Source organism: Pseudomonas fulva (assembly GCF_023517795.1).
In the GTDB taxonomy this organism is placed as follows: domain Bacteria; phylum Pseudomonadota; class Gammaproteobacteria; order Pseudomonadales; family Pseudomonadaceae; genus Aquipseudomonas; species Aquipseudomonas fulva_D.
Genome location: NZ_CP082928.1, coordinates 3,956,113 through 3,979,563, shown reverse-complemented (window position 1 = coordinate 3,979,563; position 23,451 = coordinate 3,956,113). Strand labels below are relative to the sequence as shown.

The 23,451-nt window shown below is 65.5% G+C and carries 28 protein-coding genes and 1 pseudogene; 11 read left to right on the top strand and 18 right to left on the bottom strand.

The annotated features are described in order from the left end of the window. Window positions 1-3: 3 nt before the first annotated feature. From K8U54_RS18350 to K8U54_RS18330, 5 genes are all read right to left on the bottom strand, one after another. Complete coding sequence (locus K8U54_RS18350) at window positions 4-195, bottom strand: DUF1289 domain-containing protein (protein ID WP_075961352.1); 192 nt, start codon at window positions 193-195, stop codon at window positions 4-6. Continuing rightward, window positions 195-719, bottom strand: a complete 525-nt coding sequence (locus tag K8U54_RS18345) for a gamma carbonic anhydrase family protein (protein WP_249907160.1) — start codon at window positions 717-719, stop codon at window positions 195-197. The genes K8U54_RS18350 and K8U54_RS18345 overlap by 1 nt, the downstream gene beginning before the upstream one ends. Window positions 720-741: 22 nt before the next feature. Next, a complete protein-coding gene (locus tag K8U54_RS18340) occupies window positions 742-1,344 on the bottom strand; it encodes a CoA pyrophosphatase (RefSeq protein ID WP_249907159.1) in 603 nt (200 codons plus the stop codon). Between the two features lie 93 nt (window positions 1,345-1,437). Next, complete coding sequence (locus K8U54_RS18335; RefSeq protein WP_249907158.1) at window positions 1,438-2,199, bottom strand: ABC transporter permease; 762 nt, start codon at window positions 2,197-2,199, stop codon at window positions 1,438-1,440. After that, window positions 2,196-3,122 (bottom strand): ABC transporter ATP-binding protein, encoded by a 927-nt coding sequence (locus tag K8U54_RS18330; protein WP_249907157.1) that lies wholly within the window; start codon window positions 3,120-3,122, stop codon window positions 2,196-2,198. The genes K8U54_RS18335 and K8U54_RS18330 overlap by 4 nt, the downstream gene beginning before the upstream one ends. Window positions 3,123-3,372: 250 nt before the next feature. Here K8U54_RS18330 and K8U54_RS18325 point away from each other — a divergent pair, with 250 nt between their 5' ends. Further along, window positions 3,373-3,684 (top strand): I78 family peptidase inhibitor, encoded by a 312-nt coding sequence (locus tag K8U54_RS18325; protein ID WP_249907156.1) that lies wholly within the window; start codon window positions 3,373-3,375, stop codon window positions 3,682-3,684. A gap of 70 nt (window positions 3,685-3,754) precedes the next feature. After that, window positions 3,755-4,672, top strand: coding sequence for a LysR family transcriptional regulator (locus K8U54_RS18320; protein ID WP_249907155.1), 918 nt, complete (start codon window positions 3,755-3,757; stop codon window positions 4,670-4,672). A gap of 49 nt (window positions 4,673-4,721) precedes the next feature. On the opposite strand, the gene K8U54_RS18315 is transcribed toward K8U54_RS18320, so the two are convergent. The 8 genes from K8U54_RS18315 to mdcA form a co-directional block, all read right to left on the bottom strand. Further along, on the bottom strand, window positions 4,722-6,068 hold the full coding sequence (locus tag K8U54_RS18315; RefSeq protein WP_249907154.1) for an SLC13 family permease: 1,347 nt from the start codon (window positions 6,066-6,068) through the stop codon (window positions 4,722-4,724). A gap of 254 nt (window positions 6,069-6,322) precedes the next feature. Next, window positions 6,323-7,258, bottom strand: a complete 936-nt coding sequence (gene mdcH / locus K8U54_RS18310; protein ID WP_249907153.1) for a malonate decarboxylase subunit epsilon — start codon at window positions 7,256-7,258, stop codon at window positions 6,323-6,325. Next, complete coding sequence (locus tag K8U54_RS18305; RefSeq protein WP_249907152.1) at window positions 7,255-7,887, bottom strand: malonate decarboxylase holo-ACP synthase; 633 nt, start codon at window positions 7,885-7,887, stop codon at window positions 7,255-7,257. The genes mdcH and K8U54_RS18305 overlap by 4 nt, the downstream gene beginning before the upstream one ends. Window positions 7,888-7,896: 9 nt before the next feature. After that, window positions 7,897-8,703 (bottom strand): biotin-independent malonate decarboxylase subunit gamma, encoded by an 807-nt coding sequence (mdcE, locus tag K8U54_RS18300; protein ID WP_249907151.1) that lies wholly within the window; start codon window positions 8,701-8,703, stop codon window positions 7,897-7,899. A gap of 2 nt (window positions 8,704-8,705) precedes the next feature. Beyond that, window positions 8,706-9,557 carry a biotin-independent malonate decarboxylase subunit beta gene (locus K8U54_RS18295; protein ID WP_249907150.1) on the bottom strand — a complete coding sequence of 284 codons (852 nt, stop codon included), beginning with the start codon at window positions 9,555-9,557 and terminating at the stop codon, window positions 8,706-8,708. Further along, on the bottom strand, window positions 9,550-9,849 hold the full coding sequence (locus K8U54_RS18290) for a malonate decarboxylase subunit delta (RefSeq protein ID WP_249907149.1): 300 nt from the start codon (window positions 9,847-9,849) through the stop codon (window positions 9,550-9,552). The genes K8U54_RS18295 and K8U54_RS18290 overlap by 8 nt, the downstream gene beginning before the upstream one ends. A gap of 1 nt (window position 9,850) precedes the next feature. Then, on the bottom strand, window positions 9,851-10,729 hold the full coding sequence (locus K8U54_RS18285) for a triphosphoribosyl-dephospho-CoA synthase (protein WP_249907148.1): 879 nt from the start codon (window positions 10,727-10,729) through the stop codon (window positions 9,851-9,853). Next, window positions 10,729-12,396, bottom strand: a complete 1,668-nt coding sequence (gene mdcA / locus K8U54_RS18280) for a malonate decarboxylase subunit alpha (RefSeq protein ID WP_249907147.1) — start codon at window positions 12,394-12,396, stop codon at window positions 10,729-10,731. Before mdcA ends, K8U54_RS18285 begins: the two co-directional genes overlap by 1 nt. Before the next feature lie 171 nt (window positions 12,397-12,567). Here mdcA and K8U54_RS18275 point away from each other — a divergent pair, with 171 nt between their 5' ends. Continuing rightward, window positions 12,568-14,100 carry a sigma-54-dependent transcriptional regulator gene (locus tag K8U54_RS18275; RefSeq protein WP_249907146.1) on the top strand — a complete coding sequence of 511 codons (1,533 nt, stop codon included), beginning with the start codon at window positions 12,568-12,570 and terminating at the stop codon, window positions 14,098-14,100. Window positions 14,101-14,169: 69 nt separating this feature from the next. On the opposite strand, the gene K8U54_RS18270 is transcribed toward K8U54_RS18275, so the two are convergent. Both K8U54_RS18270 and K8U54_RS18265 read right to left on the bottom strand, forming a co-directional pair. Beyond that, window positions 14,170-14,577: a hypothetical protein gene (locus K8U54_RS18270; protein WP_249907145.1), complete on the bottom strand. Its 408-nt coding sequence runs from the start codon at window positions 14,575-14,577 to the stop codon at window positions 14,170-14,172. Window positions 14,578-14,681: 104 nt separating this feature from the next. Then, entirely contained in the window at window positions 14,682-15,149 is a 468-nt protein-coding gene (locus tag K8U54_RS18265; protein ID WP_249907144.1) for a flavodoxin, read from the bottom strand. Between the two features lie 121 nt (window positions 15,150-15,270). Here K8U54_RS18265 and K8U54_RS18260 point away from each other — a divergent pair, with 121 nt between their 5' ends. Together K8U54_RS18260 and K8U54_RS18255 are read left to right on the top strand one after the other, a co-directional pair. Beyond that, on the top strand, window positions 15,271-15,723 hold the full coding sequence (locus K8U54_RS18260) for a PAS domain-containing protein (RefSeq protein WP_249907143.1): 453 nt from the start codon (window positions 15,271-15,273) through the stop codon (window positions 15,721-15,723). Between the two features lie 62 nt (window positions 15,724-15,785). Continuing rightward, on the top strand, window positions 15,786-16,388 hold the full coding sequence (locus tag K8U54_RS18255) for a hypothetical protein (protein ID WP_249907142.1): 603 nt from the start codon (window positions 15,786-15,788) through the stop codon (window positions 16,386-16,388). 6 nt (window positions 16,389-16,394) lie between these two features. Here the strand turns inward: K8U54_RS18255 and K8U54_RS18250 are convergent. Next, a pseudogene (locus K8U54_RS18250) lies at window positions 16,395-17,349 on the bottom strand (MerR family transcriptional regulator). A gap of 386 nt (window positions 17,350-17,735) precedes the next feature. On the opposite strand from K8U54_RS18250, the gene K8U54_RS18245 reads away from it, so the two are divergent. The 6 genes from K8U54_RS18245 to K8U54_RS18220 all read left to right on the top strand — a co-directional run bounded on the left by K8U54_RS18245 (window position 17,736) and on the right by K8U54_RS18220 (window position 20,843). Continuing rightward, window positions 17,736-18,308, top strand: a complete 573-nt coding sequence (locus K8U54_RS18245) for an antibiotic biosynthesis monooxygenase (protein WP_249907141.1) — start codon at window positions 17,736-17,738, stop codon at window positions 18,306-18,308. 152 nt (window positions 18,309-18,460) lie between these two features. Next, window positions 18,461-19,171, top strand: coding sequence for a dihydromonapterin reductase (gene folM, locus K8U54_RS18240; protein WP_249907140.1), 711 nt, complete (start codon window positions 18,461-18,463; stop codon window positions 19,169-19,171). 21 nt (window positions 19,172-19,192) lie between these two features. After that, a complete protein-coding gene (gene folE, locus K8U54_RS18235) occupies window positions 19,193-19,753 on the top strand; it encodes a GTP cyclohydrolase I FolE (protein WP_249907139.1) in 561 nt (186 codons plus the stop codon). A 2-nt stretch (window positions 19,754-19,755) separates the two neighbouring features. Continuing rightward, window positions 19,756-20,127, top strand: coding sequence for a dihydroneopterin triphosphate 2'-epimerase (folX, locus tag K8U54_RS18230; RefSeq protein WP_249907138.1), 372 nt, complete (start codon window positions 19,756-19,758; stop codon window positions 20,125-20,127). Between the two features lie 75 nt (window positions 20,128-20,202). Next, the gene (locus tag K8U54_RS18225) at window positions 20,203-20,505 is read left to right on the top strand and encodes a DUF1244 domain-containing protein (RefSeq protein ID WP_249907137.1); all 303 of its coding nucleotides are present in this window, start codon (window positions 20,203-20,205) and stop codon (window positions 20,503-20,505) included. Further along, window positions 20,502-20,843: a HopJ type III effector protein gene (locus tag K8U54_RS18220; protein WP_249907136.1), complete on the top strand. Its 342-nt coding sequence runs from the start codon at window positions 20,502-20,504 to the stop codon at window positions 20,841-20,843. The genes K8U54_RS18225 and K8U54_RS18220 overlap by 4 nt, the downstream gene beginning before the upstream one ends. 193 nt (window positions 20,844-21,036) lie before the next feature. Here the strand turns inward: K8U54_RS18220 and K8U54_RS18215 are convergent, their stop codons facing one another. Together K8U54_RS18215 and K8U54_RS18210 are read right to left on the bottom strand one after the other, a co-directional pair. Then, complete coding sequence (locus K8U54_RS18215; protein WP_249907135.1) at window positions 21,037-22,254, bottom strand: argininosuccinate synthase; 1,218 nt, start codon at window positions 22,252-22,254, stop codon at window positions 21,037-21,039. Between the two features lie 99 nt (window positions 22,255-22,353). After that, the gene (locus tag K8U54_RS18210) at window positions 22,354-23,295 is read right to left on the bottom strand and encodes a flagellar protein MotY (protein WP_434059958.1); all 942 of its coding nucleotides are present in this window, start codon (window positions 23,293-23,295) and stop codon (window positions 22,354-22,356) included. Window positions 23,296-23,451 lie beyond the last annotated feature (156 nt).

Here is a 23,451-nt window from a genome sequence, read left to right as displayed (position 1 = left end):
CGGTTAGAGCAGGATGCCCTTGTCGCGGGCCCGCTCGTGGCACAGCTGCAGCACCTGACGGCGCTCGTCGTTTGCCATGCGGCTCCAGCGGGTGATCTCGTCGACATTGCGCTGGCAACCGATGCAGATGTCCTCCTCGTCCAGCGCACAGACGTGCACGCAGGGCGAGGCGACCGGACGTTCGAGGGTCTGCATCAGTCGTCCTGCTCACTCAGTTCGGCGGCGTAGCGCCGGGCGTTCTGCACGTAGTGGGCGGCGCCGGCCTCGAGCAGTTTCTTCTGCTGCTCGCTGAGTTCGCGAACCACCTTGCCCGGCGAGCCCACCACCAGCGAGCCGTCGGGAATCTCCTTGCCCTCGGCGATCAGCGCATTGGCGCCGATGATGCAGTGCTTGCCGATGCGCGCACCGTTGAGCACCACCGCATTGATGCCGACCAGGCTGTAATCGCCCACCGTGCAGCCGTGCAGCATGGCGTTGTGGCCGACGGTCACCCCGGTACCCAGGGTCAGCGGCGAGCCCGGGTCGGTGTGCATCACCGCGCCGTCCTGCACGTTGCTGTTCTCGCCGATATGAATGAGTTCGTTGTCGCCACGCAGCACGGCGCCGAACCACACGCTGGCGCCCTCGTCGAGGCGCACGTTGCCGATCACCGTGGCGTTGGGGGCGATCCAGCTCTGCGGGTGCTGGTCGACGCGGGCATTGCCCAGGCGGTATTTCATGACGGGAGTCTCGCAGGCGGGTTCACTTTAGATGAACGTAATGTTCGGGCGGGCGGCGCATGTCGATGTCGGCATCAAAGACCAGATTGACCAGCTCCACCAGCATGATCGCCGTCAGCCCCCAGATCTTGTACTCGCCATAGCGATAGCTCGGCACGTACCAGCTGTGCCCGAGGTAATCGATACGGTGGGTGACCTCGCGGGGGTCGTTGCGGAAGAACGCCAGCGGCACCGAGAACACCGCGGCGATCTCGCCGTCGTTGGCCTGGTAGTCGACGAAATCCGGCACCACCCCGACGTAGGGCGTGACCTGAATGCCATGCCGGGAAACCAGGGTACTGAGCGGCCCGACGATTTCCACCAGCCCCGGCGGCAGGCCGATTTCCTCATCGGCCTCACGCAGCGCGGTTTCGACCAGATCGCGGTCTTCCGGGTCGCGGCGGCCGCCGGGAAAGGCGACTTCGCCGCCATGGGTGGACAGGCCGCTGGCACGCAGCGTGAGCACCACCTCGGGCTCGTCGCTGCGGGTGATGGGCACCAGCACCGCGGCTTCGGGAAAGCCCTCCTGGGTTTCCATGAAACGTGGGCTGTAACCACGAACGCGTTGGAGTAACTCGTCCAGCATGGGCATTCTCGGCATTCTTCTGCGCCGGATAATGGCATGAAAGCAGGGCGCTGCCCAACCCTGCGCGGCCTGATCGAGCGCAGGGCCATGGCATCAGCTCTTGAGGCGGTAGCCGGTTTTAAAGATCCACCCGACGGTGAGAATGCAAGCCAGCAGAAAGCCCAGGATCATGCCCAGGCTGACCATCACGTTGACGTCCGACACGCCGTAGAAGCTCCAGCGAAACGCGCTGATCAGGTACACCACGGGGTTGAACAGGGTCACCGTCTGCCACACCGGCGGCAGCATGCTGATCGAGTAGAAGCTGCCGCCGAGAAAGGTCAGCGGCGTGACGATCAGCGCCGGCACGATCTGCAGCTTCTCCCAGCCATCGGCCCACACCCCGATGATGAAGCCGAACAGGCTGAAGGTCAGCGCCGTGAGCACCAGGAAGGCCAGCATCCAGAAGGGGTGGAGAATCTCGAAGTCGACGAACAGCCGCGCCGTGGCGAGGATGATCAAACCGAGCACGATGGACTTGGTGGCCGCCGCACCGACATAGCCGACGAGAATTTCCAGGTAGGAAATCGGCGCCGACAGCACCTCGTAGATGGTGCCCGAGTACTTGGGCATGTAGATGCCGAACGAGGCGTTGGAAATGCTCTCGGTGAGCAGCGCCAGCATGATCAGCCCGGGAATGATGAAGGCGCCATAGCTGACGCCATGCACCTGGGTCATGCTCGAGCCGATGGCCGAGCCGAACACCACGAAGTACAGCGAGGTGGTGATCACCGGGGTGGCGATGCTCTGCAGCAGGGTGCGCCAGGTGCGCGCCAGCTCGAACAGGTAGATGGCGCGGATCGCGTAGAAATTCATGCCTGCTCCTTCACGAGACTGACGAAAATATCTTCCAGCGAGCTCTCGCTCGACTGCAGATCCTTGAAGGCGATGCCGTGCTGGGCCAAGACCTGCAGCAGCTCGGCGATGCCGGTGTCCTCCTGCTGACCATCGAAGCTGTAGACCAGCTCATGGCCGTCGTCGCGCAACTGCAGGTCATCGCGCTGCAACGCAGGCGGCAGTTCGCCCAATGGTTGCTGCAGGTGCAGGGTCAGCTGCTTCTGGCCGAGCTGGCGCATGAGGGTGTCCTTGTCCTGCACCAGAATGATCTCGCCCTTGCGGATCACGCCGATGCGGTCGGCCATCTCCTCGGCTTCCTCGATGTAGTGGGTGGTGAGGATGATGGTTACCCCACGCTCGCGCAGCTTGCGCACCATGTCCCACATGTTGCGGCGCAGCTCGACGTCGACGCCGGCGGTCGGCTCGTCGAGAAACAGGATCTCGGGCTGGTGCGACAGCGCCTTGGCGATCATCACCCGGCGCTTCATGCCACCGGACAGTTCGAAGATCCGCGCATCCTTCTTTTCCCACAACGACAGGTCGCGCAGCAGCTGCTCCAGGTAGGCATCGTCAGGCGCCTTGCCGAACAGCCCGCGGCTGAAACGCACCGCCGCCCACACGCTCTCGAAGCCCTCGTTGAACAGTTCCTGGGGTACCAGGCCGATCTTCGAGCGGGCCGCGCGGTAGTCGCGCAGGATGTCGTGGCCGGCCACCGTCACCGAGCCGCTGCCCGGATTGACGATGCCGCAGATGATGCTGATCAGCGTGGTCTTGCCCGCCCCATTGGGGCCGAGCAACGCGAAGATCTCGCCCTGGCGGATGTCCAGGTCGATGGATTTGAGCGCCGGGTGGCCGGACGCGTAGGTCTTGTTCAACTGCTGAATGGAAATGACCGCTTGCACGGATAGGCCTCGATCCTGAAAACAGCGGGCCATTGTAAAGAAATGTTGCCCGGCCCGCTGAGCCGCCTGACGACTGCGATCATGGCGATGCGCGAGCGGCTGCCGCCTGCGCGCGTTACAAACGCCGACCATGCGCACGCAGGCTCACGCCGCCATTGGCCAAATTCGGAACACGGGCACGACAACCGAGTCCGATACACGGCACACTCATGCACTTCACCGCGAACCCTTCACACACAAGGATCATGCAATGGCTTTCAAACACCTGATTGGCGGCGCCGCTCTGCTCGCCCTGCTCGCCGGCTGCAGTTCGACCGACACAGCACCCACCCAGGCGTCGAAACCCGCCAACAGCAACGGCAAATGCAGTGCCGAAGCCGCGCAGAACCTGCTCGGCCAGGTGGCCACCGCCGAAATCGTCGAACAGGCCCGTGAACAGTCCGGCGCGCGCACCGCCCGCGTGCTGTCGCCCGGCGACATGGTGACCCTGGACTACGATTCCCAGCGCCTGAACATCGACATCACCGAAGCCGAAGTCATCGAGCGCATCGCCTGCGGCTGATTCGCCACGGCGCCGATCATCTGCGGCACAATCGGGCCACTTCCGTCTCACCAAGGATTGGATCTGGCCCATGCAGATCGATGAGGAACTGACGCTCAAGAAGCTGGAAATCTTTCTGGCCTTCATGCGCAGCGGCAACCTGGCCCGTGCGGCCAGTGAACTCAACACCAGTAACGTCAGCGTGCACCGCGCCATCCACTCCCTGGAAAATGCCCTGCGTTGCCCGCTGTTCAAGCACCAGGGCCGCAACCTGATCCCGCTGGAAAGCGCCTACGTGCTGGAAGAGAAAGCCCAGAAGCTGATCCAGGACGCCCAGGACATGGTGCGCCTGGCCCGTGAGGCCGCGGGTTTCGGTGCCGAGCGCTTCAAGCTCGGCTCGCTCTACTCGCTGACGGTCAAGACCGTGCCGCAACTGATCATGGGCCTGAAGCTGCGGCGCAGCGAACTCAATATCGACCTGATCCTGGGCTCCAACGTCGACCTGATGTACAAGCTCAGGAACATGGAGCTGGACGCCATTCTGGTCGCCCTCAACGATGCCGAACCGCACCCCGACTGCGAGCAGTTGCCGCTGTTCTCCGACGACATCTTTCTCGCCGTGCCGGTGGATTCGCCCTTTGCCGAGCAGGCCGAAGTGGATCTGGCCGACCTGCGCGAATCCACCTTCATCACCCTGACCCAGGGTTTCGCCACCCATCAGGACGGCGTGCGGGTATTCGAACAGGCGGGCTTCGAGCCCAACGTGGCGATGCAGGTGAACGACATCTTCACCCTGCTCAGCATGGTCAGTTCCGGCGTGGGCTACGCGCTGCTGCCCGGGCGCATCGCGGCGGTGTACGAGAACCGCGTGAAACTGATTGCGCTGCAGGCCAAGTATCACCTGCAGCAACATATCGGCGTGGTGTTCCTGAAAGCCAAGGAGCGCGACCCCAACCTGCTCGCGCTGCTGGCAGAATGCCGCATGTACAGCCTGGGGCAGACGGCCTGAGGCCGGGCGCTCGGCAGGTGACGAGCCACGTTCGCCACCCGCGCCGGGCTTACATCCAGCCCGGCACCACGAACAGCAGCCAGGCCAGCAGCGGGCCGAAGGCCACCACCAGGCCGCTGTAGACCAGGAAGCGGCGGAACAGGGCTTCGCGCTCTTCCTTCGCCGCCGAGGCCACCACCAAGGCGCCGTTGGTGGAGAACGGGCTGACGTCCACCACAGTAGAAGACACCGCCAGCGCGCAGATCACGCCTGCCGCACCGAGCTGGCCCTGCATCAGGAACGGCACTGCCAGGGGGATGGTGGCGCCCAGCACCGCCGCCGACGACGCGAAGGCGGAAACGATGCCGCCGACATAGCAGACCAGCAGCGCCCCCAGCAGCGGAATACCGATGGCACTGACGCCGTGGCCGACGAAGTCGACCGCACCGGCCTTCTGCAGCACGGCCACATAGGTCACCACGCCGCTGATCAACAGCACCGTGGACCAGCTGATGCCGTCCACCGCGCCCTTTTGCGCGGACGGCGAGATCACTGCGATGGCGACGGCGACGGTGATCGCCACCAGGCCGACGTTGAGGTCGTACACCAGCGCGGCGATGCCCAGGCCCAGCAGGCCGGCCAGGGTGATCAGGTGATCGCGGTTGATGCGCACCTCATCCAGCGCCTGCGGGTTATTGGACAACGTGCCGCCGCCGGCACTGACCACCGCGCCATGGCCCTCGATGGCAAACTGCCGGGACGACGCCTGCACGCCGGCGATCAAGGGCTCATCGGCCACCGCACGACCACGGCGCAGCAGGGCGATGCCACCGAAGGCGAAGAAGCAGATAAAGGCCATCAGCAGGTTAAAGCCCAGGCTGGTGAGGAACACGGCCATTTCCGTGACGTCCAGCCCGGCCTTCTGCACCACTTGGTTGGTGATGCCGCCGTACACGCTGATCGGCGAGAAGCCGCCCGCCTGGGCGCCGTGGATCACCAGCAGGCCCATCATCAGCGGGTTGATCTGGTACTGCTTGGCAAAACGCAGCGCCACCGGGCCGATGATCGCCACCGCCGCCGGGCCCAGTGCGCCAAAGGCGGTGAGCACGGCGGTGACGACGAACATCACCCACGGAATGGCCACGATATGACCGCGCACACCCTTCACCGCCCAATGCACCAGCAGGTCGATGGTGCCGTTCTTCTGGGCGATGGCGAACAGATAGGTGATGCCGACCAGGGTCAGGAACAGATCGGCGGGGAACCCCGCAAGAACCTCCTTACCCCCCATGCCGACCCAGATACCGCCGACGATAAAGGCCAGGGCAAAGCCGACGGCGCCCATGTTGATGGGCAGTGCCGTGGCCACGATGAACATGATCACCAGACCGATGATCGTTGCGATTTCCGGACTCATACACCCTCCCCCAACAGCTGGTTGGTTTCATCCGATGGCGAGGCGCCATCCATGGGTACTGCCTGGCCTTGCGATGCTGCGCGCCCGCTCATGGGCGCACCCAGGCAATTGCCGCCCGTTGCACACCGGCCGGCGGCCGGCTGAAGCAGTCCAGGGTAAGGATGGCGAGTGAAATCCGTCGGTAGGTGATCATTGCTTTTATCCTCGTTGACGCATCGAAGTTATTGTTCTTGTGCTTCGGCAATCGGACGTCGTTATCGGCTCTGGTTCACCTCCTGACGCAGCAGCGCCTCCAACGTATCCAGGCGCGCGCCCTGAAAGGCGACGACCATTGCCGGCTCGAACACACGCCGCGCCAGGCCACTGAGCACGCTGCCGGGCGGCAGTTCGAGGTGCAGCCGCACGCCCCGTTCAAAAGCGACGTGTAGAACGCCGGACCAGTTCACGACCCGGCACATGTTGTTGGCCAGGTCGTCCCGCAGGGCCTCAGGCTCGCTCAACAGCCGCGCGGTATTGCCACTCAGATAACGCACCGCGGGGCGCCGCAGGGTCACGCTGGCAAACGCTTCGCCGAGCCTTGCCGCCGGCTCGGCAAGCAGCACGCAATGGGAAGGCACACTGACCGCCAGCGGCTTTACCGCTCCCGCGCCAGCGGCCCGGGCACGCTCACCGACCGCCTGCATCGCCGGGTGGCTACCGGCGATCACCAGCTGGTTTTCGGCATTGATATTGGCCAGGAACACGGGCGACTGCGGGCCATTCACCTCAGCCAGCAAGCCCTCGAGGGTATTCAGGTCGAGACCGAGGACCGCCGTCATGCCGTGGCCCTGGGGATAGGCCTGCTGCATCAGCTGGCCGCGCAGGGCGACCAGGCGCAGTGCATCGGTGAAACTCAGCGCATCGGCGACGACCGCCGCGGCATAGGCGCCGATCGAGAGGCCCGCAACGTAATCGGGCGCCAGGCCACGGGCTTTCAACAGACGGGCACCGGCCACCCCGGCAATCAGCAGGCACAGTTGCACGGCGCGTGTGCCTTGCAGCGCCTCGGCAGAATCCAGGCCGGCGAGCGGCTCGCCGAGCAGACCCTCGGCTTCCGCCAGGCATGCCTGAACGACGGGGTCAGCCGGCAGGTCATGCAGCATGCCGGGCTGCTGCGCGCCCTGGCCGGGAAAGGCCCAGAGCGTACTCACGCCGCCACCTGCTGCAGTTGCCAGGGATCGCTGACCAGCAATGGGCCATCCTGAGTTTTCAACAGCACACGTGGCGCCGTGCCGGCCCATTCGCGCAGGGCCACGGCGCCATTGGGTGTTTCCAGTTGCAGATCGATACGCGCCGGCGCCTCGTCCAGCGAACGGCAAAGCGACCGTGCCCAATCGCGTGGCAGGTGCCGGGGTGCACGCAGCGACAGATCGAGATCACTGTCCGGGTGCGCGGCGGCAATGCCACTGGCCAGTTCAAAACCCAGGCTGCCGGTGATGCCCCAGGCCAGGCCCAGGGCATCGAAACATGGTGCCAGCCCGCTCAGGGCGCGCAGCGCCGGCCAGTGCGGCTGGCTATGGTTGCGCCAGCGCCCTGCCCTGGCGATAGCCTGTGGGCTGACCAGGCGGCTGATCTCGCCCAGGCGCATCCAGGTGCCATAGCGGTGTTCACGGGCGCTGCCGCGAACCCCCACCGCCACCCAGCCGGCCTCGGCCGGGGCTCGCCGCACCACCACCGGCACCTGTTCGCCCAGAGCGGCGCGCGCCCAGGCTGGCGCCTCCTCTGGCAGCTGCTCGGGGCGCAGGCCCCAGAGCAGGTCATGTGGATGGGGAGGCTGCATGACCGGCTCCTACCACTGCGCGCGCAGCAGTTCACGCACCTGGGCGGAGGCCGCGCGATTGGCGGCGCCCAAGCGGTTGCGCAGGTCCCGCGGGCTGCTGGCCAGATCGGCCAGGGCACGGCCCAGGGCGTCCTGCACACGAGCCAGGTCAGCAGCGGTCGGCTGCGCGGCCTGTTCGACATCCAGCACCTCCGCCAGCAGGCCGAGCGAGGCGTAGTTATCCAGGTCATAGGCCATCGGCGGCACGCTGGCGGCCAGCGCCTCCAGCTCGTCGACGCTGCGCAGGGTGATGCGCGCGGCGGCGGCCTTGCCCATGGCATGCACCATCACCCCGGCATCGCGCAGGGCGATCAGCCGGTTGGCCTGGTAGCCGTGGGCGAGAAAGGCGCCGGACATGGCCTTGCCAACCAGCAGGCCGATCACCCCATGGCCGGCCAGGCGGGCACGGGCATAGGCGTCCACAGCGCCGGCCAGGGCCTGGTGAATGCCATAGGCTTCCTCGCGGCGCCCGTAGGCCTGGCTCGGCACGTCGACGATGGCGACCAGCGCGCGCTTGTTCGGGGAGTCGCGATCCGCCTCGATGGCCTCATCCACGGCCTGGGCCAGGCCCCAGCCCTCGAGCAGGCCGACCTCGCCATTACGGGCCCGGGGAAACGGGTTGCTGGCGTCGGCGATCACCGCGATATAGCGCACTGGCTGGCCGGCCAGCTCCGCGTCGGCGACCCGCAATGAAGCAGGCAGGCCGCCCAGCGGCTGGGCATCGCCCGCCAGGGCCTGGAACCAGTGCAGGCCGCGTTGTTGCTGTGCAGTTGTCATGCTCATGCTCCCTGGTAGGCGCTGCGTACGGCAGCGGCATCGGCCTGAACGGCGGTGTCGACGGCCCGCAGGCGCTCGAGGAACCAGGCGTGGCGACGGCTGCGTTCCTGGGCCGGTTTGCCCTTGGCGAACAGCCCATGCAGCTCGCGGCGAATGGCCTCGACATCATCGGCCACATAGCCGTCGACCAGGCCGCTGGCGTGGCGCTGCTCACCACCGGTCAGGCTCCAGATGAACGGACGATCGCGGGAATCGTACTCGTCCAGCCCGGCTTCCTGCTCGATCACCTGGGGGCCGTTGAGCCCCAGGCGCGCTTCGCGGGTGACCAGCAGGTAGCTGCACAGCCCGGCGGCGATGGACATGCCGCCGAAGCAGCCGACCGGGCCGGCCACCAGGCCGATCACCGGCTGGTACTGGCGCAGCTCGACGATGGCGGCCTGGATCTCGGCAATGGCCGCCAGGCCCAGGTTGGCTTCCTGCAAGCGCACGCCGCCGGTTTCCAGCAGCAGCACGGCGCGGGTCGGTGTGCCATTGCGGTTGTCTTCGGAGGCCAACTCGAGGCTGCCTGCGATCTTCGCGCCGCCCACCTCACCGAGGCTGCCGCCCTGGAACGCCCCTTCGATGGCGATGATCACCGCAGGCTGGCCGTCGAGCGAACCCTTGGCCACCACCACGCCGTCATCGGCCTGAGGCACGATGCCCTGCTTGGGCAGCCAGGGCGACATCAGCCGGGCGAAGGGGTCGAGCAGTTCACGGAAGCTGCCGGCATCGAGCAGTGCGCGAGCCCGCTCACGGGCACCGAGTTCGGTGAAACTGCGCTGCGCCAACAGGCGCTGGATGTTCTGCTCAGCCATGGTTGAGTTCCTCCAGGCCCTGTTCCAGGCGCAGGCGCACCACGCCGGGCGTGGCGCCGAAATCATGAATGGCGATGTTCAACGCCGGCAGTTGCTGCTCACCGAACATGCGCTCGAACAGCAGCTGCCAGCGTGGCGAACTGCCGTTGACCGAGGTGACCACCTCAATGGCCAGCGTGCCGGCCAGGCCGGGTTCGAGCATCACTTCCAGGTCGCCGGAGCCGACGCAGCCCACCAGCGCACGGCCCTGAGCCGGTTGCCCGGCGGGAAATCGAAAAGACAGGGTTTCCATTTCACAGACTCCCAAGCGGCGCCGGCAGCCCATGCTGCAGGCGGTCGAGGAACAGGGTGGCGGCGAGCAGATCGGCAGCACCGCCAGGCGAGGCACGCAGGTGCAGCATGTCGCGCTCCAGCTCGCGCAGGCAGCGGCGACCGTCGAGGCTGGCGCAGCCGCCGGCGGCGAGCACCGCGCGGGCACCGCTCTGCATGCGCATCAGCCCGGCCATGCCCGCGCGGTAGAGCACGCAGGTGTCGGCCAGTTGGGTCATGATCGCCAGCAGCGCATCGAGGCGAGCGTTCTGCTCCCCTGCCCCGGCGGCGCGGCTGCGCGCCAGTTGCGGCAGCGCCTGCTGGAGCACCGCGGGGAAACCCAGCTGCGCTTCCTCACGGGCCCCGTACACGCCGTACCGGCGGCAGGCCTGGGCGCCATGGCTGTCGCCAGTGAGCGGTGCAGCGCGGTCATCGAGCAGAGCCAGACGCGCGGCGCGCACGGCCACCTGGGCCGGTGACAGGGTTCGAACGTCCAGCGCGGCAGCACTGCTGAGCAGGCCCAGCGCCCAGATCGCGCCGCGGTGGGTGTTGACGCCGCCGGTAACGCGCAGCATCTCCTCCTCGCCTTCGCGGCCGATACGGCCAACCGACTCACGCAGATGCAGATCGATCTCGCCCCGTTGCTGGGCGGCCTCGGCCATGGCCTTGAAACTGGGCCACAGAGCCAGCGCCGAGGCATGCATCAGGCCCAGGTGCAGGTCGGTATGGGCGCCGCTGCCACGACGGTCCACCAACCCCGGCTTGGGCGACAGGTCGGCCTCGTCGATCAGCGCGTCGACGGCCAGATCCGCCAGCCAGTCGCCTAAAGAGAGCTGAGGCTGAATTGCAGTCAGTGCATTCATCACCAGCTCCTGAACTTGGCGGGCGGGTTGTAGAGCCCCCCCGACCACTCGACCAGCTCGGCGATGCTTTTGGCCGCAAGCAGTTCGCGGCTGGCGTCGGTGCGGCGAATGCCGAGGTCTTCGGGCAGGGCGATCAGCCCTTCCCGACGCATGCGTGCGGTGGCTTTCGGGTCATGACGCAGGCCGATGGCGGTGACGCCGGCGACCGCGGCGATCATCGCCTGGCGTTCCTCCAGCGAGCGCGCCTTGTACAGGTAGGCGATGCCTTCCTCGGTGAGCAGGTGAGTGACGTCGTCGCCGTAGATCATGATCGGCGCCAGCGGCATGCCGGACTTCTTCGCCACGTCCACCGCATCCAGGCGCTCGACGAAGGTGGGTTTGCCGCCCTCCTGGAAGGTCTCGACCATCTGCACCACCAGCTTCTTGCCACGTTCGAGCAGGGTCACCGGGCCTTCGCCGCCCGGCGTCGCCATGTCCAGCCAGGCCGGCGTGCTGTGGCGTCGACCGCGCGGGTCGTGGCCCATGTTCGGCGCGCCGCCGAAGCCGGCCAGGCGGCCGCGGGTCACGGTGGAGGAATGGCCATCACCATCCACCTGCAGGGTGGCGCCGATAAACAGGTCGACCGCGTACTGCCCGGCCAGCTGGCACATCATGCGGTTGGAGCGCATGGAGCCGTCGCGGCCGGTGAAGAACACGTCCGGGCGCTGGGCGATATAGCCCTCCATACCCAGCTCGGTGCCGAAGCAGTGCACGCTTTCCACCCAGCCGGTCTCGATGGCCGGGATCAACGTCGGGTGCGGGTTGAGCGTCCAGTTGCGGCAGATCTTGCCCTTCAGGCCCAGGGACTCACCGTAGGTGGGCAGGATCAGCTCGATGGCAGCGGTATTGAAGCCGATGCCATGGTTGAGCGACTGCACCTTGTGTTTTTCGTAGATGCCGCGGATCGCCATCATCGCCATCAGTACGTGTACCGGCTTGATATGGCGCGGGTCGCGGGTGAACAGCGGCTCGATATAGAAGGGCTTGTCGGCCACCACCACGAAGTCCACCCAGGAAGCGGGAATGTCCACCCGCGGCAGCTCGTCGACGATTTCGTTGACCTGAAAGATCACGATGCCGTCACTGAACGCGGTGGGCTCGACCAGCGCCGGGGTGTCCTCGGTACTCGGCCCGGTATAGATGTTGCCGTAGCGGTCGGCCTGGAAGCCGGCGACCAGGGCGACGTTGGGGATCAGGTCCACCAGCAGGCGCGAGTACAGCTCGATGTAGGTGTGGATGGCGCCGACTTCCAGCAGGCCGTCTTCCAGCAACTGGCCGATGCGCAGGCTCTGCGGCCCGGCGAAGGAGAAGTCGAGCTTGCGGGCGATGCCGCGCTCGAACAGGTCCAGGTGCTCGGCGCGGCTGACGCTGGGCATGATCATGTGCAGGTCGTGCAGGCGCCCGGGATCGGCCTGGGCCAGGGAGCGGGAAAGGAAGTCCGCCTGCTTCTGGTTGTTACCTTCGAGCACCACGCGGTCGCCGGGGGCGATCAGCGCTTCGAGGGCGGCGACGATCCTGTCGCCCGGCAGCACCACACCCTCGGCGAGGTGGCGCGCCTGATCGAGCCGCCGGGCCTTTTCGGCACGGCGCCGCGACCATTGCGGCGGTGGGGAAAGGGTTGTTGTCATTGAAGACTCCACGAGTTCCGCTGTCGTGAGGGCACCTTAGGAGTCGCCGCGAAGCCCATCAATCAAGCCCGACGACAGATAGTTACGCTCAAGTTAACGATCCGCAGCGGTTAACAGGGGCGGCGCAGACCGGGCATACTGAGCCACCGTTATCCCCTCGCCCGGCCCGTCATGCGTATTCACGTCACCTTTATCGACCGCGTTGGAATCACCCAGGAAGTGCTTGCCCTGCTGGGCGGTCGCAACCTCAACCTCGACGCCGTGGAGATGGTGCCGCCGAACGTCTATATCGACGCGCCGACCCTCAGCGCCGCGGTGCTCGAAGAGTTGCGCGATGCGCTGTTCAAGGTACGTGGTGTGCAGGCGGTGAAGGTGGTCGATATCCTGCCCGGGCAACGCCGGCGCCTGCAGCTCGATGCATTGCTGGCGGCCATGAGCGATCCGGTACTGGCCGTCGATGGCGGCGGCCGGGTGCTGCTGGCCAACCCGGCACTGATCGCCCTGTGTGGCCGTGAGCCGGAGGGCGAAGCGCTGGGCGAGTTGTTCGCCGACGCCGATTTGCAGCAGGCCCTGCTCGATCAGCATTTTCGTCTGCCACTGCGCGAGGTGACGCTCAACGGCCAGGCGCTGCTGCTCGACGCCGCGCCGATCAGCGAAACCGCCGAAACCGGCCAACTGGCCGGCGCCCTGCTCACCCTCTACGAGCCCAGCCGCATCGGCGCGCGCCTGGCAGCGCTGCACCATGACCATGCCGAGGGCTTCGACTCGCTACTGGGCGACTCGACGCCGATCCGCACCCTGAAAGCGCGGGCACAGCGGGTGGCGACGCTGGACGCCCCGCTGCTGATCCATGGCGAAACCGGAACCGGCAAGGAGCTGGTGGCGCGCGCCTGCCATGCCCTGAGCCCGCGCCATGCCGCGCCCTTCCTGGCGCTCAACTGCGCGGCGCTGCCGGAGAGCCTGGCCGAAAGCGAGCTGTTCGGCTATGCCCCCGGTGCCTTCACCGGCGCCCAGCGCGGTGGCAAGCCCGGGCTGCTGGAACTGGCCAATCACGGCACGGTGTTTCTCGACGAGATCGGCGAGATGTCCCCCTACCTGCAGGCCAAGCTGCTGCGCTTTCTCAGTGACGGCACCTTTCGCCGGGTCGGCGGTGATCGGGAGGAGCGCGTCAACGTGCGCATCATCAGCGCCACCCACCGCGATCTGGAGCGCATGGTCACCGAGGGGGAGTTTCGCGAGGATCTGTTCTACCGTCTCAACGTGCTGAACCTGCAGGTGCCGCCGCTGCGCGAGCGCGGCCAGGACATCGTGCTGCTGGCCCGCCACTTCATGCAGCAGGCCTGCGCGCAGATCCAGCGTACCCAGTGTCGCCTCACGCCTGACACCTACCCGGCCCTGCTCGGCAACCGCTGGCCGGGCAACGTGCGCCAGTTGCAGAACGTGATTTTCCGGGCAGCGGCCATCTGCGAAAGCAATCTGGTGCAGGTCGGTGATCTGGACATTGCCGGGACGGCGGTAGCCCAGCAGCAGGCTGGGGGTGAGGTGACCAGCCTGGAAGCGGCTGTGTCGGCCTTCGAAAAGGAATTGTTGGAAACCTACTACGCCAGCCATCCCTCGACGAGGCAATTGGCAGCGCGTCTGCAAACTTCACACAGCGCCATTGCCACACGGCTGCGCAAATACGGGATCAAGGCAAGCCGCTAGGGCCCCATGACCCTAGGCGGGCGGGTGCTCCGACCATGGAGGCAGAAACACCCACACCCCTGGGGAGGCTTACTGGCCGGAACCACCGGCGCCGCCACCAGCGCCACCTGCGCCACCGCTACCGCCAGTGCCGCCACCGGTGCCGCCGCCGGTACCGGTACCCGTGCCGGTACCGCTGCCCGAACCGCCGGTGCCACCACCGTTGGTGCCCGTGCCGCCTGGCATCGGATCGGAGCCAGCACCGGTGCCATTGCCCGTACCGGTACCGGTGCCCGGCGTGGTGGTGGTGCCATCGGTACCAGGTGCCGGGGTGCCTGGGGTCATCATGCCGTTATCGGTAGGCGGAGCTCCCGGAGTGGTCGACTGCTGCGGCGTGGTGGTGCCCGGAGCCGGCGCGCTGGAATCCGCAACGGCAGGCAGAACGGCACCGGCCAGCAGGCCGCTGAGTACGAGGGCAGGAATCTTCATCTTGTTCATTGTCGTCACCTTTCATCCAGTTGGTGTGCAAGCTCATCCGCTTTCATCAATGACAGCGAACGCTCCCTACACCCGACTGGCCTGCGTTCGACAACGTTCGTAAATCAGGATAAACGGTCGCTTTTCTGCAACATCCCGACAAATTCGCCGATCCAGGGCTCGGCATCCTGCTCGGGCGTGACGCTTTCGCTGGCGTCGATCCGCAGCATCGGCAGCACTTCGCGAATGCCCAATTCGCCGTACAACTCACGTGCCTGTTCGCCGCCCGCGCAATAGGTATCGCCGTAGCTGGAATCACCCAGGGCGATCACCCCGCCTGGCAACCCGCTCCAGGCCGGCAACTGGTCGCGGATATCGTGATACAGCGGTTGCAGGTTATCCGGCAGCTCGCCCATGCCGGTGGTCGAGGTAACCACCAGAAACGCTTCGGGCGCGAATGCCTTTACCTCCTCGAGGGTGGCGCGGGGGTTGTGCCAGGCTTCGATACCGGCCTGTTTGAGCAGCGACTCGGCATGGCGGGCCACTTCTTCAGCGGTGCCGTAGACCGAACCGGAGAGAATCGCGATTTTCATGGAAACTCCATCGACTAGAACTGCCCCATTATGCCGCATCGCCTCGCCCGCTGCCGTGCACAGCCAGGCGGCAATCTGTGCGCCTCTGGTAGACTGTGGAAAATCGACGGGGGCCCTTGTGATGATCAATGCCAACTTGCTGCAACGGGTGGTCGAGGCCTCGAACGACGGCATCGTCGTCGCCGAACAGGAAGGCGAGGACCATATCCTCATCTATGCCAATCCGGCGTTCGAAAGACTTACCGGTTACAGCAGCGAGGAAATTCTCTACCAGGATTGCCGATTCCTGCAGGGCGACGACCGTGATCAGCCCGCCGCCGCGCTGATCCGCAAGGCCATCCATAGCCGGCAGCCCTGTCGCGAGGTGATTCGCAACTACCGCAAGGACGGCAGCACTTTCTGGAACGAGCTGTCGATCACTCCGCTGTTCAACGAAGCCGACCAGTTGACCTATTTCATCGGCATCCAGAAGAATGTCAGCGAGCACGTCGAAGCCCAGCAGCGCATACAGGCCCTGGAAACCGAGCTGACAACCCTGCGGGCCGAACTGGCCGAACTGAAAAAATCGCGGTAACGGTAACGAAACATCCGACGAGTTGTCACAAGGGAGTCCCACCACCTTGCGCAGAAGTCGTAATGCAGGACTCGTCGCTGTTAACCCCCCTCGAAATGGAATTCATCCAGCAGCTTACGGAAAACGCTCCCGCCCCAGCCGAACCGGCCCCGGCTCTGCAGGTCGATGCCGCGCGCCAGACGGCCGAGCTGCTCGCCAGCTGCGCCGCCAAGGAGCAACTGACCATCGAGGCGCATATCGACAACCAGCGCCTGACGTTCAAGCCGCACCTGATCACCGATGCCCAGAACACCCCGCACCTGGAACTGGGTATCCCGCAGATCTTCGAGGAAGGCTCCTTCCACCGCGCCTGGCGCCTGCAGCTCGACCCGCCGCAGCCGTTGCTGCGCCGTGACGGTCAGCCCAGCAGCCTGGTGGTTCACGAGTTGTCGCTGAGCGGCCTGCTGGTGGCACAGACGGCCAAGGCTTCACCGCCCGAACGCTTCAGCCTGGGTCTGGATATCGAGGATGTCGAACCGGTGATCCTGCAGGGCAGCCTGGTGCGCATTACCGACGATGGCCTGCTCGCCTACGAACTGACGCTTGACGAGGACAGCAGCGAACGCCTCCAGGCGCATCTCTACCAGCAGCACCGCAAGCTGTACCCCCACGCGCTCAGCCTGTAACCCGCTTCAGGTATCCAGGCGCCCGGCCAGGAACTGCCGCAGGCGACGACGTATCAGACGGCCCATCGCTGCCGAGACAGGCGATCGGCGAACCCCGGAAACTCTCTTCCAACAGATCCGCCCCCTCGCCTACCAGCGCGACCGGACAGGCCAGGCTCAGCGACAGGCGCTCCAGCAACTGCTGGGTATCGGCTGCCGGGGGCTGATTGGAAAACACCGCCACGGCCACCGGCTGCATCTTGGCGCACACCTGGGGCAACTCCTCCAGCGCCTGGCCGATGCCAAGGACGTGCACGGCGGCGTCGGTGGGGTTGAGCAGCAGCCCGGTCACCAGCAGCTCCAACTCGCGGCAGCGGCCTGGCAAAGCCACCAGCAGCAGGCGATGCCCCGGCTGGTCACGCAGATTGTGCAGCCGCTGCAACACCCGGCCACGCAGGTAGGTGTCGAAGAACAGCCATTCGCTGCCATAGCCTGGGCGCCCGTAACGCAGCAGCAACCGCTGCCAGAGCGGCATGATGATGTCCTGGAAGGTCACCGACAGCGGATAGCTGGAAAACACCTGGCCATAGACGCGATCCAGCTCGGCCTCATCGAACGCCTGCACCGCCGCGAGCAGCCGAGTCTGCCATTGCGCCCATTCGCCCGAGGTGGCTGATTCGTAGGTGGGCGTCGAGCTGGCCTGGGTGGTCTCGTTGCGCGTGAGGATGCGACCGACCTTGCTGACCGGCACGCCACGCTCGATCCACGCCAGCACGCTGCGAACCGTTTCCACGTCAGCGGGCGAATAGAGCCGATGGCCGCTGTCGGTGCGCACCGGCTGGATGAGGCCGTAACGCCGTTCCCAGGCGCGCAGCGTCACCGGGTTCACGCCTGTCAACCGCGCCACCTCGCGGATCGGGAACAGGTCCTCCTCCTTGAAAGCATTGACGTTGAAAGGTGCAGAACCAACCAGATCGGACATAGAAAAAACCGTTGCAGAGGTCAGGATTTCACAAGTCTACTCCAGCTCGAGCCGCCATTGACTTTACTTGTACAAGCCCTGTACAGGCGATAAGGACCCGGCTGCAGTGCTCCATAACGAATCCTGACTGCTCCAGCCGGTGCAAAGTTGAGGTGAATTTCCGCAAGCCGAGCGGTGCGGGCGGTGCCTGCCGACGAACGGCAAGTCGCCAGCCGTCCTTGTATATGGCGGCACCTGGCCACTTTTCTCGATCCGACGGCGAACTGCTCTAGCTAATTGGCCGGAAATAGGAATAATCCTTGCTGCAATCACGACGCGGTTCACCACCCCGAACCGCGCCTATCGCCTGGCCCTACCCTGGCCATGTGCTCAGCAGGAGATATACGATGTCTACCGAACCGGTCACCCTGATGGTGGCGCGCCGCGTCGCCAGCGAGCGCTATCACGATTTCATCGCCTGGCTGCGCGAAGGCGAACAGCTGGCCACCGACTTTCCCGGCTATCTGGGCTCCGGCGTACTCGCCCCACCGCCTGGCGACGACGAATTCCAGATGATCTTCCGCTTTACCGACGAGCACACCATGGCCACCTGGGAACACTCCGCCTCGCGACGTGCCTGGCTGGAGCGTGGCAAAGGCCTGTTCGCCCAACCCCACGAGCACCGTGCCCTGGGCCTCGACGCCTGGTTCGGCAGTGGCCAGCGGCAACCGCCACGCTGGAAACAGACCATCGCCATCTGGCTGGCCTTCTTCCCGGTGTCATTGTGTTTCAACCTGTTGTTCGGCAACCTGCTGGTGGATGTGTCGCTGATCACCCGGGTGTTGCTCAGCACCCTGGCCCTGACGCCGCTGATGACCTATCTGTTCATTCCCCTGGTCACCCGCCTGCTCGCCCCCTGGCTGCAGGGAACCCGCAGCGCCGCGTTGCCGCGCCGAGCCAGCCCCTCGACCAGCAGTTGACCTAGGCGCCGTCGCCGGCAAAAGGTGATGGCGCCTCGCTTGCCCGTAGCGCTCGAAGGGTTGTACAGGTTGTACGGCTGCTATAACGTTGTACAACCTGGCCAGCCGGCGTTCATCGCGGCGCCTCTTCGCCTACCTGCGGTCGACTACCCATGAGCGTCAGCAACGCCCCGATCCTGATCACCGGCGCCAGCCAGCGAGTCGGCCTGCATTGCGCCGAGCGCCTGCTCGACGATGGCCACCCGCTGATCGTGACCTTTCGCCGCGAAAAGCCTGCCCTGCAGCGCCTGCGCGAGCGCGGGGCGCTGACCCTGCAGGCCGATTTCCGCGACGAAGCCAGCATCCTCGCCTTCATCGAGGAGTTGAAGCGCCATACCGACAGCCTGCGTGCGATCGTGCACAACGCCTCGGCCTGGTTCGCCGAAGCACCTGGCGAGGAAGCGGCGGCCTTCGCGCAGCTGTTCACCGTGCACATGCTGGCGCCTTACCTGATCAACCTGCACTGCGCCGAACTGCTGCAGCGCAGCGCGCAGGCGGACATCATCCACATCAGCGACGACGTGGTGCGCAAGGGCTCCGCCAACCGCCCGGCCTACTGCGCCAGCAAGGCGGGCCTGGACAGCCTGACCCTGTCGTTCGCCGCGCGCTTGGCGCCAGCCATCAAGGTCAACGGCATCGCCCCGGCACTGCTGATGTTCAACGAAGACGACGACGCCCAATACCGCGCCAAGGCCCTGAGCAAATCCGCCCTGGGCTTCGAACCCGGCCCCCAGGTGATCTACCAGAGCCTGCGCTACCTGCTGGACACCCCCTATATCACTGGCACCACCCTGACCGTGAACGGCGGCCGCCACCTTAGATGAGGCGCCGCGAGGACCCTGACGATGAACCCATTACTGCCCAACCACTACCGTGAAATCCTCCTCGGCCTCGGTGAAGACCCCGAGCGCGAAGGCCTGCTCGACACCCCCAAGCGCGCCGCCAAGGCCATGCAGTACCTGTGCAACGGCTATGAGAAAACCCTCGAGGAAGTCGTCAACGGCGCGCTGTTCAGCTCCGACAGCGACGAGATGGTGATCGTCAAGGACGTCGAACTCTACTCGCTGTGCGAGCACCACCTGCTGCCCTTCATCGGCAAGGCGCACGTGGCCTACATCCCCACCGGCAAGGTGCTCGGCCTGTCGAAGATCGCGCGCATCGTCGACATGTACGCGCGCCGCCTGCAGATCCAGGAAAACCTCACCCGGCAGATCGCCAGTGCCATCGAGGAGGTCACCCAGGCCGCCGGCGTGGCCGTGGTCATCGAGGCCCAGCACATGTGCATGATGATGCGCGGTGTGGAGAAGCAGAACTCGGTGATGAGCACCTCGGTGATGCTCGGCGCCTTCCGCGAGTCCTACAATACCCGTCACGAATTCCTGCAACTGATCGGACGGAGCAAGTAAAGATGCCCAGACTCGAACCCGGCATGGCGCGCATCCGCGTCAAGGACTTGTGCCTGCGCACCTTCATCGGCATCAAGGAAGAGGAGATCAACAACAAGCAGGACGTGTTGATCAACCTGACCATCCTCTACCCTGCCGTCGATGCGGTGCGTGACAACGACATCGAACACGCCCTCAACTACCGCACCATCACCAAGGCCATCATCGCCCACGTGGAAGGCAACCGTTTCGCCCTGCTGGAGCGGCTGACCCAGGAGATTCTCGACCTGGTGATGACCCACGAGGCCGTGCGCTACGCCGAGGTGGAGGTCGACAAACCCCACGCCCTGCGCTTCGCCGAGTCGGTATCGATCACCCTCGCCGGGCATCGCTGAGCCACGGCCGCCCGGTTGCCGAGCAGCCTGCCGGCTTCTATCATCGCCGCCATCCCTCCCGGAGAGAGCATCGCCATGAACGACCAACAACGCCTCGAACTGGAAGCTGCCGCCTATCGCCGCCTGGTTCAGCACCTGCGCGAACGCCCGGACGTGCAGAACATCGAGCTGATGAACCTGGCCGGTTTCTGCCGCAACTGCCTGTCCAAGTGGTACAAGGCCGCGGCCGACGACCTGGACATCGCCATCACCCCGGACCAGGCCCGTGAAGAGGTCTACGGCATGCCCTACGCCGAGTGGAAAGCCAGGTACCAGACCGAAGCCAGCGCCGAGCAACAGGCCGCCTTCACCGCCAAGAACCCGAAAGGATCCGCATGAGCCATCTGAACGACTTCCGTGCCCGCCTGGGCGCCGAGCACTTCGCCTTCGCCGAAACCCTGGCCTTCGTCGCCGAGCACTACGACTACCAGCCCAGCGCCTTTCGCAACGGCGAAGTGAGCAACGCCGCCGGCCAGAACGAAGGCTCGTGCAAGACCCTGGGCCTAGCCCTTCTCGAAGGCCTGAGCGACCAGGAAGCCCTGCTGTGCTTCGGCGAACACTACCGCAGCGTGCTGGCCACCCCCGAAGGCAGCGACCACGGCAACATCCGCGCCCTGATGAAGAGCGGCCTGGCCGGCGTCGAATTCGATCAGCAACCGCTGACCCGCAAAGCCTGACGCTCTCCCCGCACCCGCTAGCACGCCTGGCGGGTGCATTCCGCACATCAAATCATCACGCCCACAGCCCATCGCCCCTGCCGGCCGTAGAGCCAGAGCGGTAAAAGAGGTGCGGGTGAAGGAAACAGAATCGTGAATCGCCCAGCGCCGCCCCGGCAAATGCGGGGCGGCGCGTTGAGCGGGATGCCAGCGCTTACAGCAGCTTGCGATCCTTGCCGGCAGCGATACGCAGGCGCAGGGCGTTGAGCTTGATGAAGCCCGCCGCATCGGCCTGGTTGTAGGCGCCGCCGTCTTCTTCGAAGGTGGCGATGTTGGCGTCGAACAGCGAGTCGTCGGACTTGCGGCCGGTGACGATGACGTTGCCCTTGTACAGTTTCAGGCGTACCACGCCGTTCACGCTGGCCTGGGAGGCGTCGATCATCTGCTGCAGCATCAGACGCTCCGGGCTCCACCAGAAGCCGTTGTAGATCAGGCTGGCGTACTTGGGCATCAGCTCGTCTTTGAGGTGCGCGACTTCACGGTCGAGGGTGATCGACTCGATGGCGCGGTGGGCCTTGAGCATGATGGTGCCGCCCGGGGTCTCGTAGCAGCCGCGGGACTTCATGCCGACAAAACGGTTCTCGACGATGTCCAGACGGCCGATGCCGTTCTCGCCGCCGATGCGGTTCAGCTCGGCCAGCACGGTGGCCGGGCTCAGCTCCTTGCCGTCGATGGCGACGATGTCACCGTTGCGGTAGGTCAGTTCGATGTAGGTCGGCGTATCCGGCGCCGCTTCCGGCGACTTGGTCCAACGCCACATGTCTTCTTCGTGCTCGGTCCAGGTGTCTTCCAGCACGCCGCCTTCATAGGAGATGTGCAGCAGGTTGGCATCCATGGAGTACGGCGACTTCTTCTTGCCGTGACGCTCGATCGGGATGGCATGCTTTTCGGCATAATCCATCAGCTTCTCACGCGACAGCAGATCCCACTCGCGCCAAGGGGCGATGACTTTCACGCCTGGCTTGAGCGCGTAGGCGCCGAGTTCGAAACGCACCTGGTCGTTACCCTTGCCGGTGGCGCCGTGGGAGATGGCGTCGGCGCCGGTCTCGTTGGCGATCTCGATCAGGCGCTTGGCGATCAGCGGACGGGCGATGGAGGTACCCAGCAGGTACTCGCCTTCGTAGACAGTGTTGGCGCGGAACATCGGGAACACGAAATCGCGCACGAATTCTTCGCGCAGGTCGTCGATGTAGATTTCCTTGACGCCCATGGCCTGGGCCTTGGCGCGGGCCGGCTCGACCTCTTCGCCCTGACCGAGATCGGCGGTGAAGGTCACCACTTCACAGTTATAGGTATCTTGCAGCCACTTGAGGATCACCGAGGTGTCCAGGCCACCGGAATAGGCCAGAACTACCTTTTTGACGTCCGCCATGCCATCCACTCCACGGGGTTGTTCGAAAGCCCGTGATTCTACTTGCCACGGGCCGCGATTTACAGGGGTGCGACAGGCGATGGCGTCAAGGCGACAGACTCAGGAAGTGGCAGCGGGCGTTGCCGGCACCGGTGGCGCCGCCGGGGTGGCCTGCTCGGTCGGTTGCACCGGCGCTTCCGGCACCTTGTCGAGCCGCACCGACACACGACGGTTCTTGTCACGGTTGGCCACGCTGTTGTTGGGCACCAGCGGATATCGCTCGCCGTGAAAACGCATGATGATGCGCTCCTCGGGCACGCCCTGGGCCTTGAGATACTCCATCACCGCCAGGGCACGGCGGCGCGACAGGTCGCGGTTGGTCAGGCGATTGCCGCTGTTGTCGGAGTGGCCGTCGAGTTCGATGCGGTTGACCGTGGGGTCGGCCTTCATGAAGTCGAGGATGATCTCCAGCCTGGCCTTGGCCATGGCATCGAGCTCGGTGCCGCCGCCGGGAAAGCCGATATTGGACTGGCGCACCTGGTCGAAATTGACCGGCAGCAGCTTGGCGGTGCAATCGAGGTAATCCTCGTAGGCCTTGCGAAAACGCACCGGCAGCAGCCGCACTTCCAGACTTTCGCTGCCCAGCGAGGTGCGGTGGCGGACCAACGGGCTACGCCCTTCCAGCAGACCGGTAAGCAGGCGCCCGGCCTGCTCCTGGCTGCTGTTGAACGGCACCTCGCCGCTGCCGACACTGACAGCACCGAGGTTGATGTCACCACGCCCCGGCTGCCAGGGCGCTGCGGCGGCCAGCAAGGTGGCAGAGCCACTGCCCAGCCAGCGCTCGCGCGCCTGCAGGCGGAAGGTCGCCTGCTCGCCGGCGCGGCGCACGAATTCCCCAGCGCCGAAATCGGTGATCGGCTGGCTGAGGCGGCACTCGAACTTGTCGCCGGCCACCTGCCATTCGACCTTTTCCAGGCGGGTCTGGAAGCTGATCGCCGCGGCAGGCAGGCTCGCGCCAGCACTGACGGCCAAGCCGATGATGAGCAAAAGAGGCAGACGCACAGCGAGCTCCGGGTAAATGCACCTTACCCTTCTGGTATCGGTGGCCGGCGGAAAAACTTGAGTGCGTAGCCTAGGGTCTGTTGCCGTTTCAACGCGAGCCGCGTTGCCGCGAGAAATCTCGCCAGGCTAGGCGGAGGACGCAGGCAATGGTTGTTC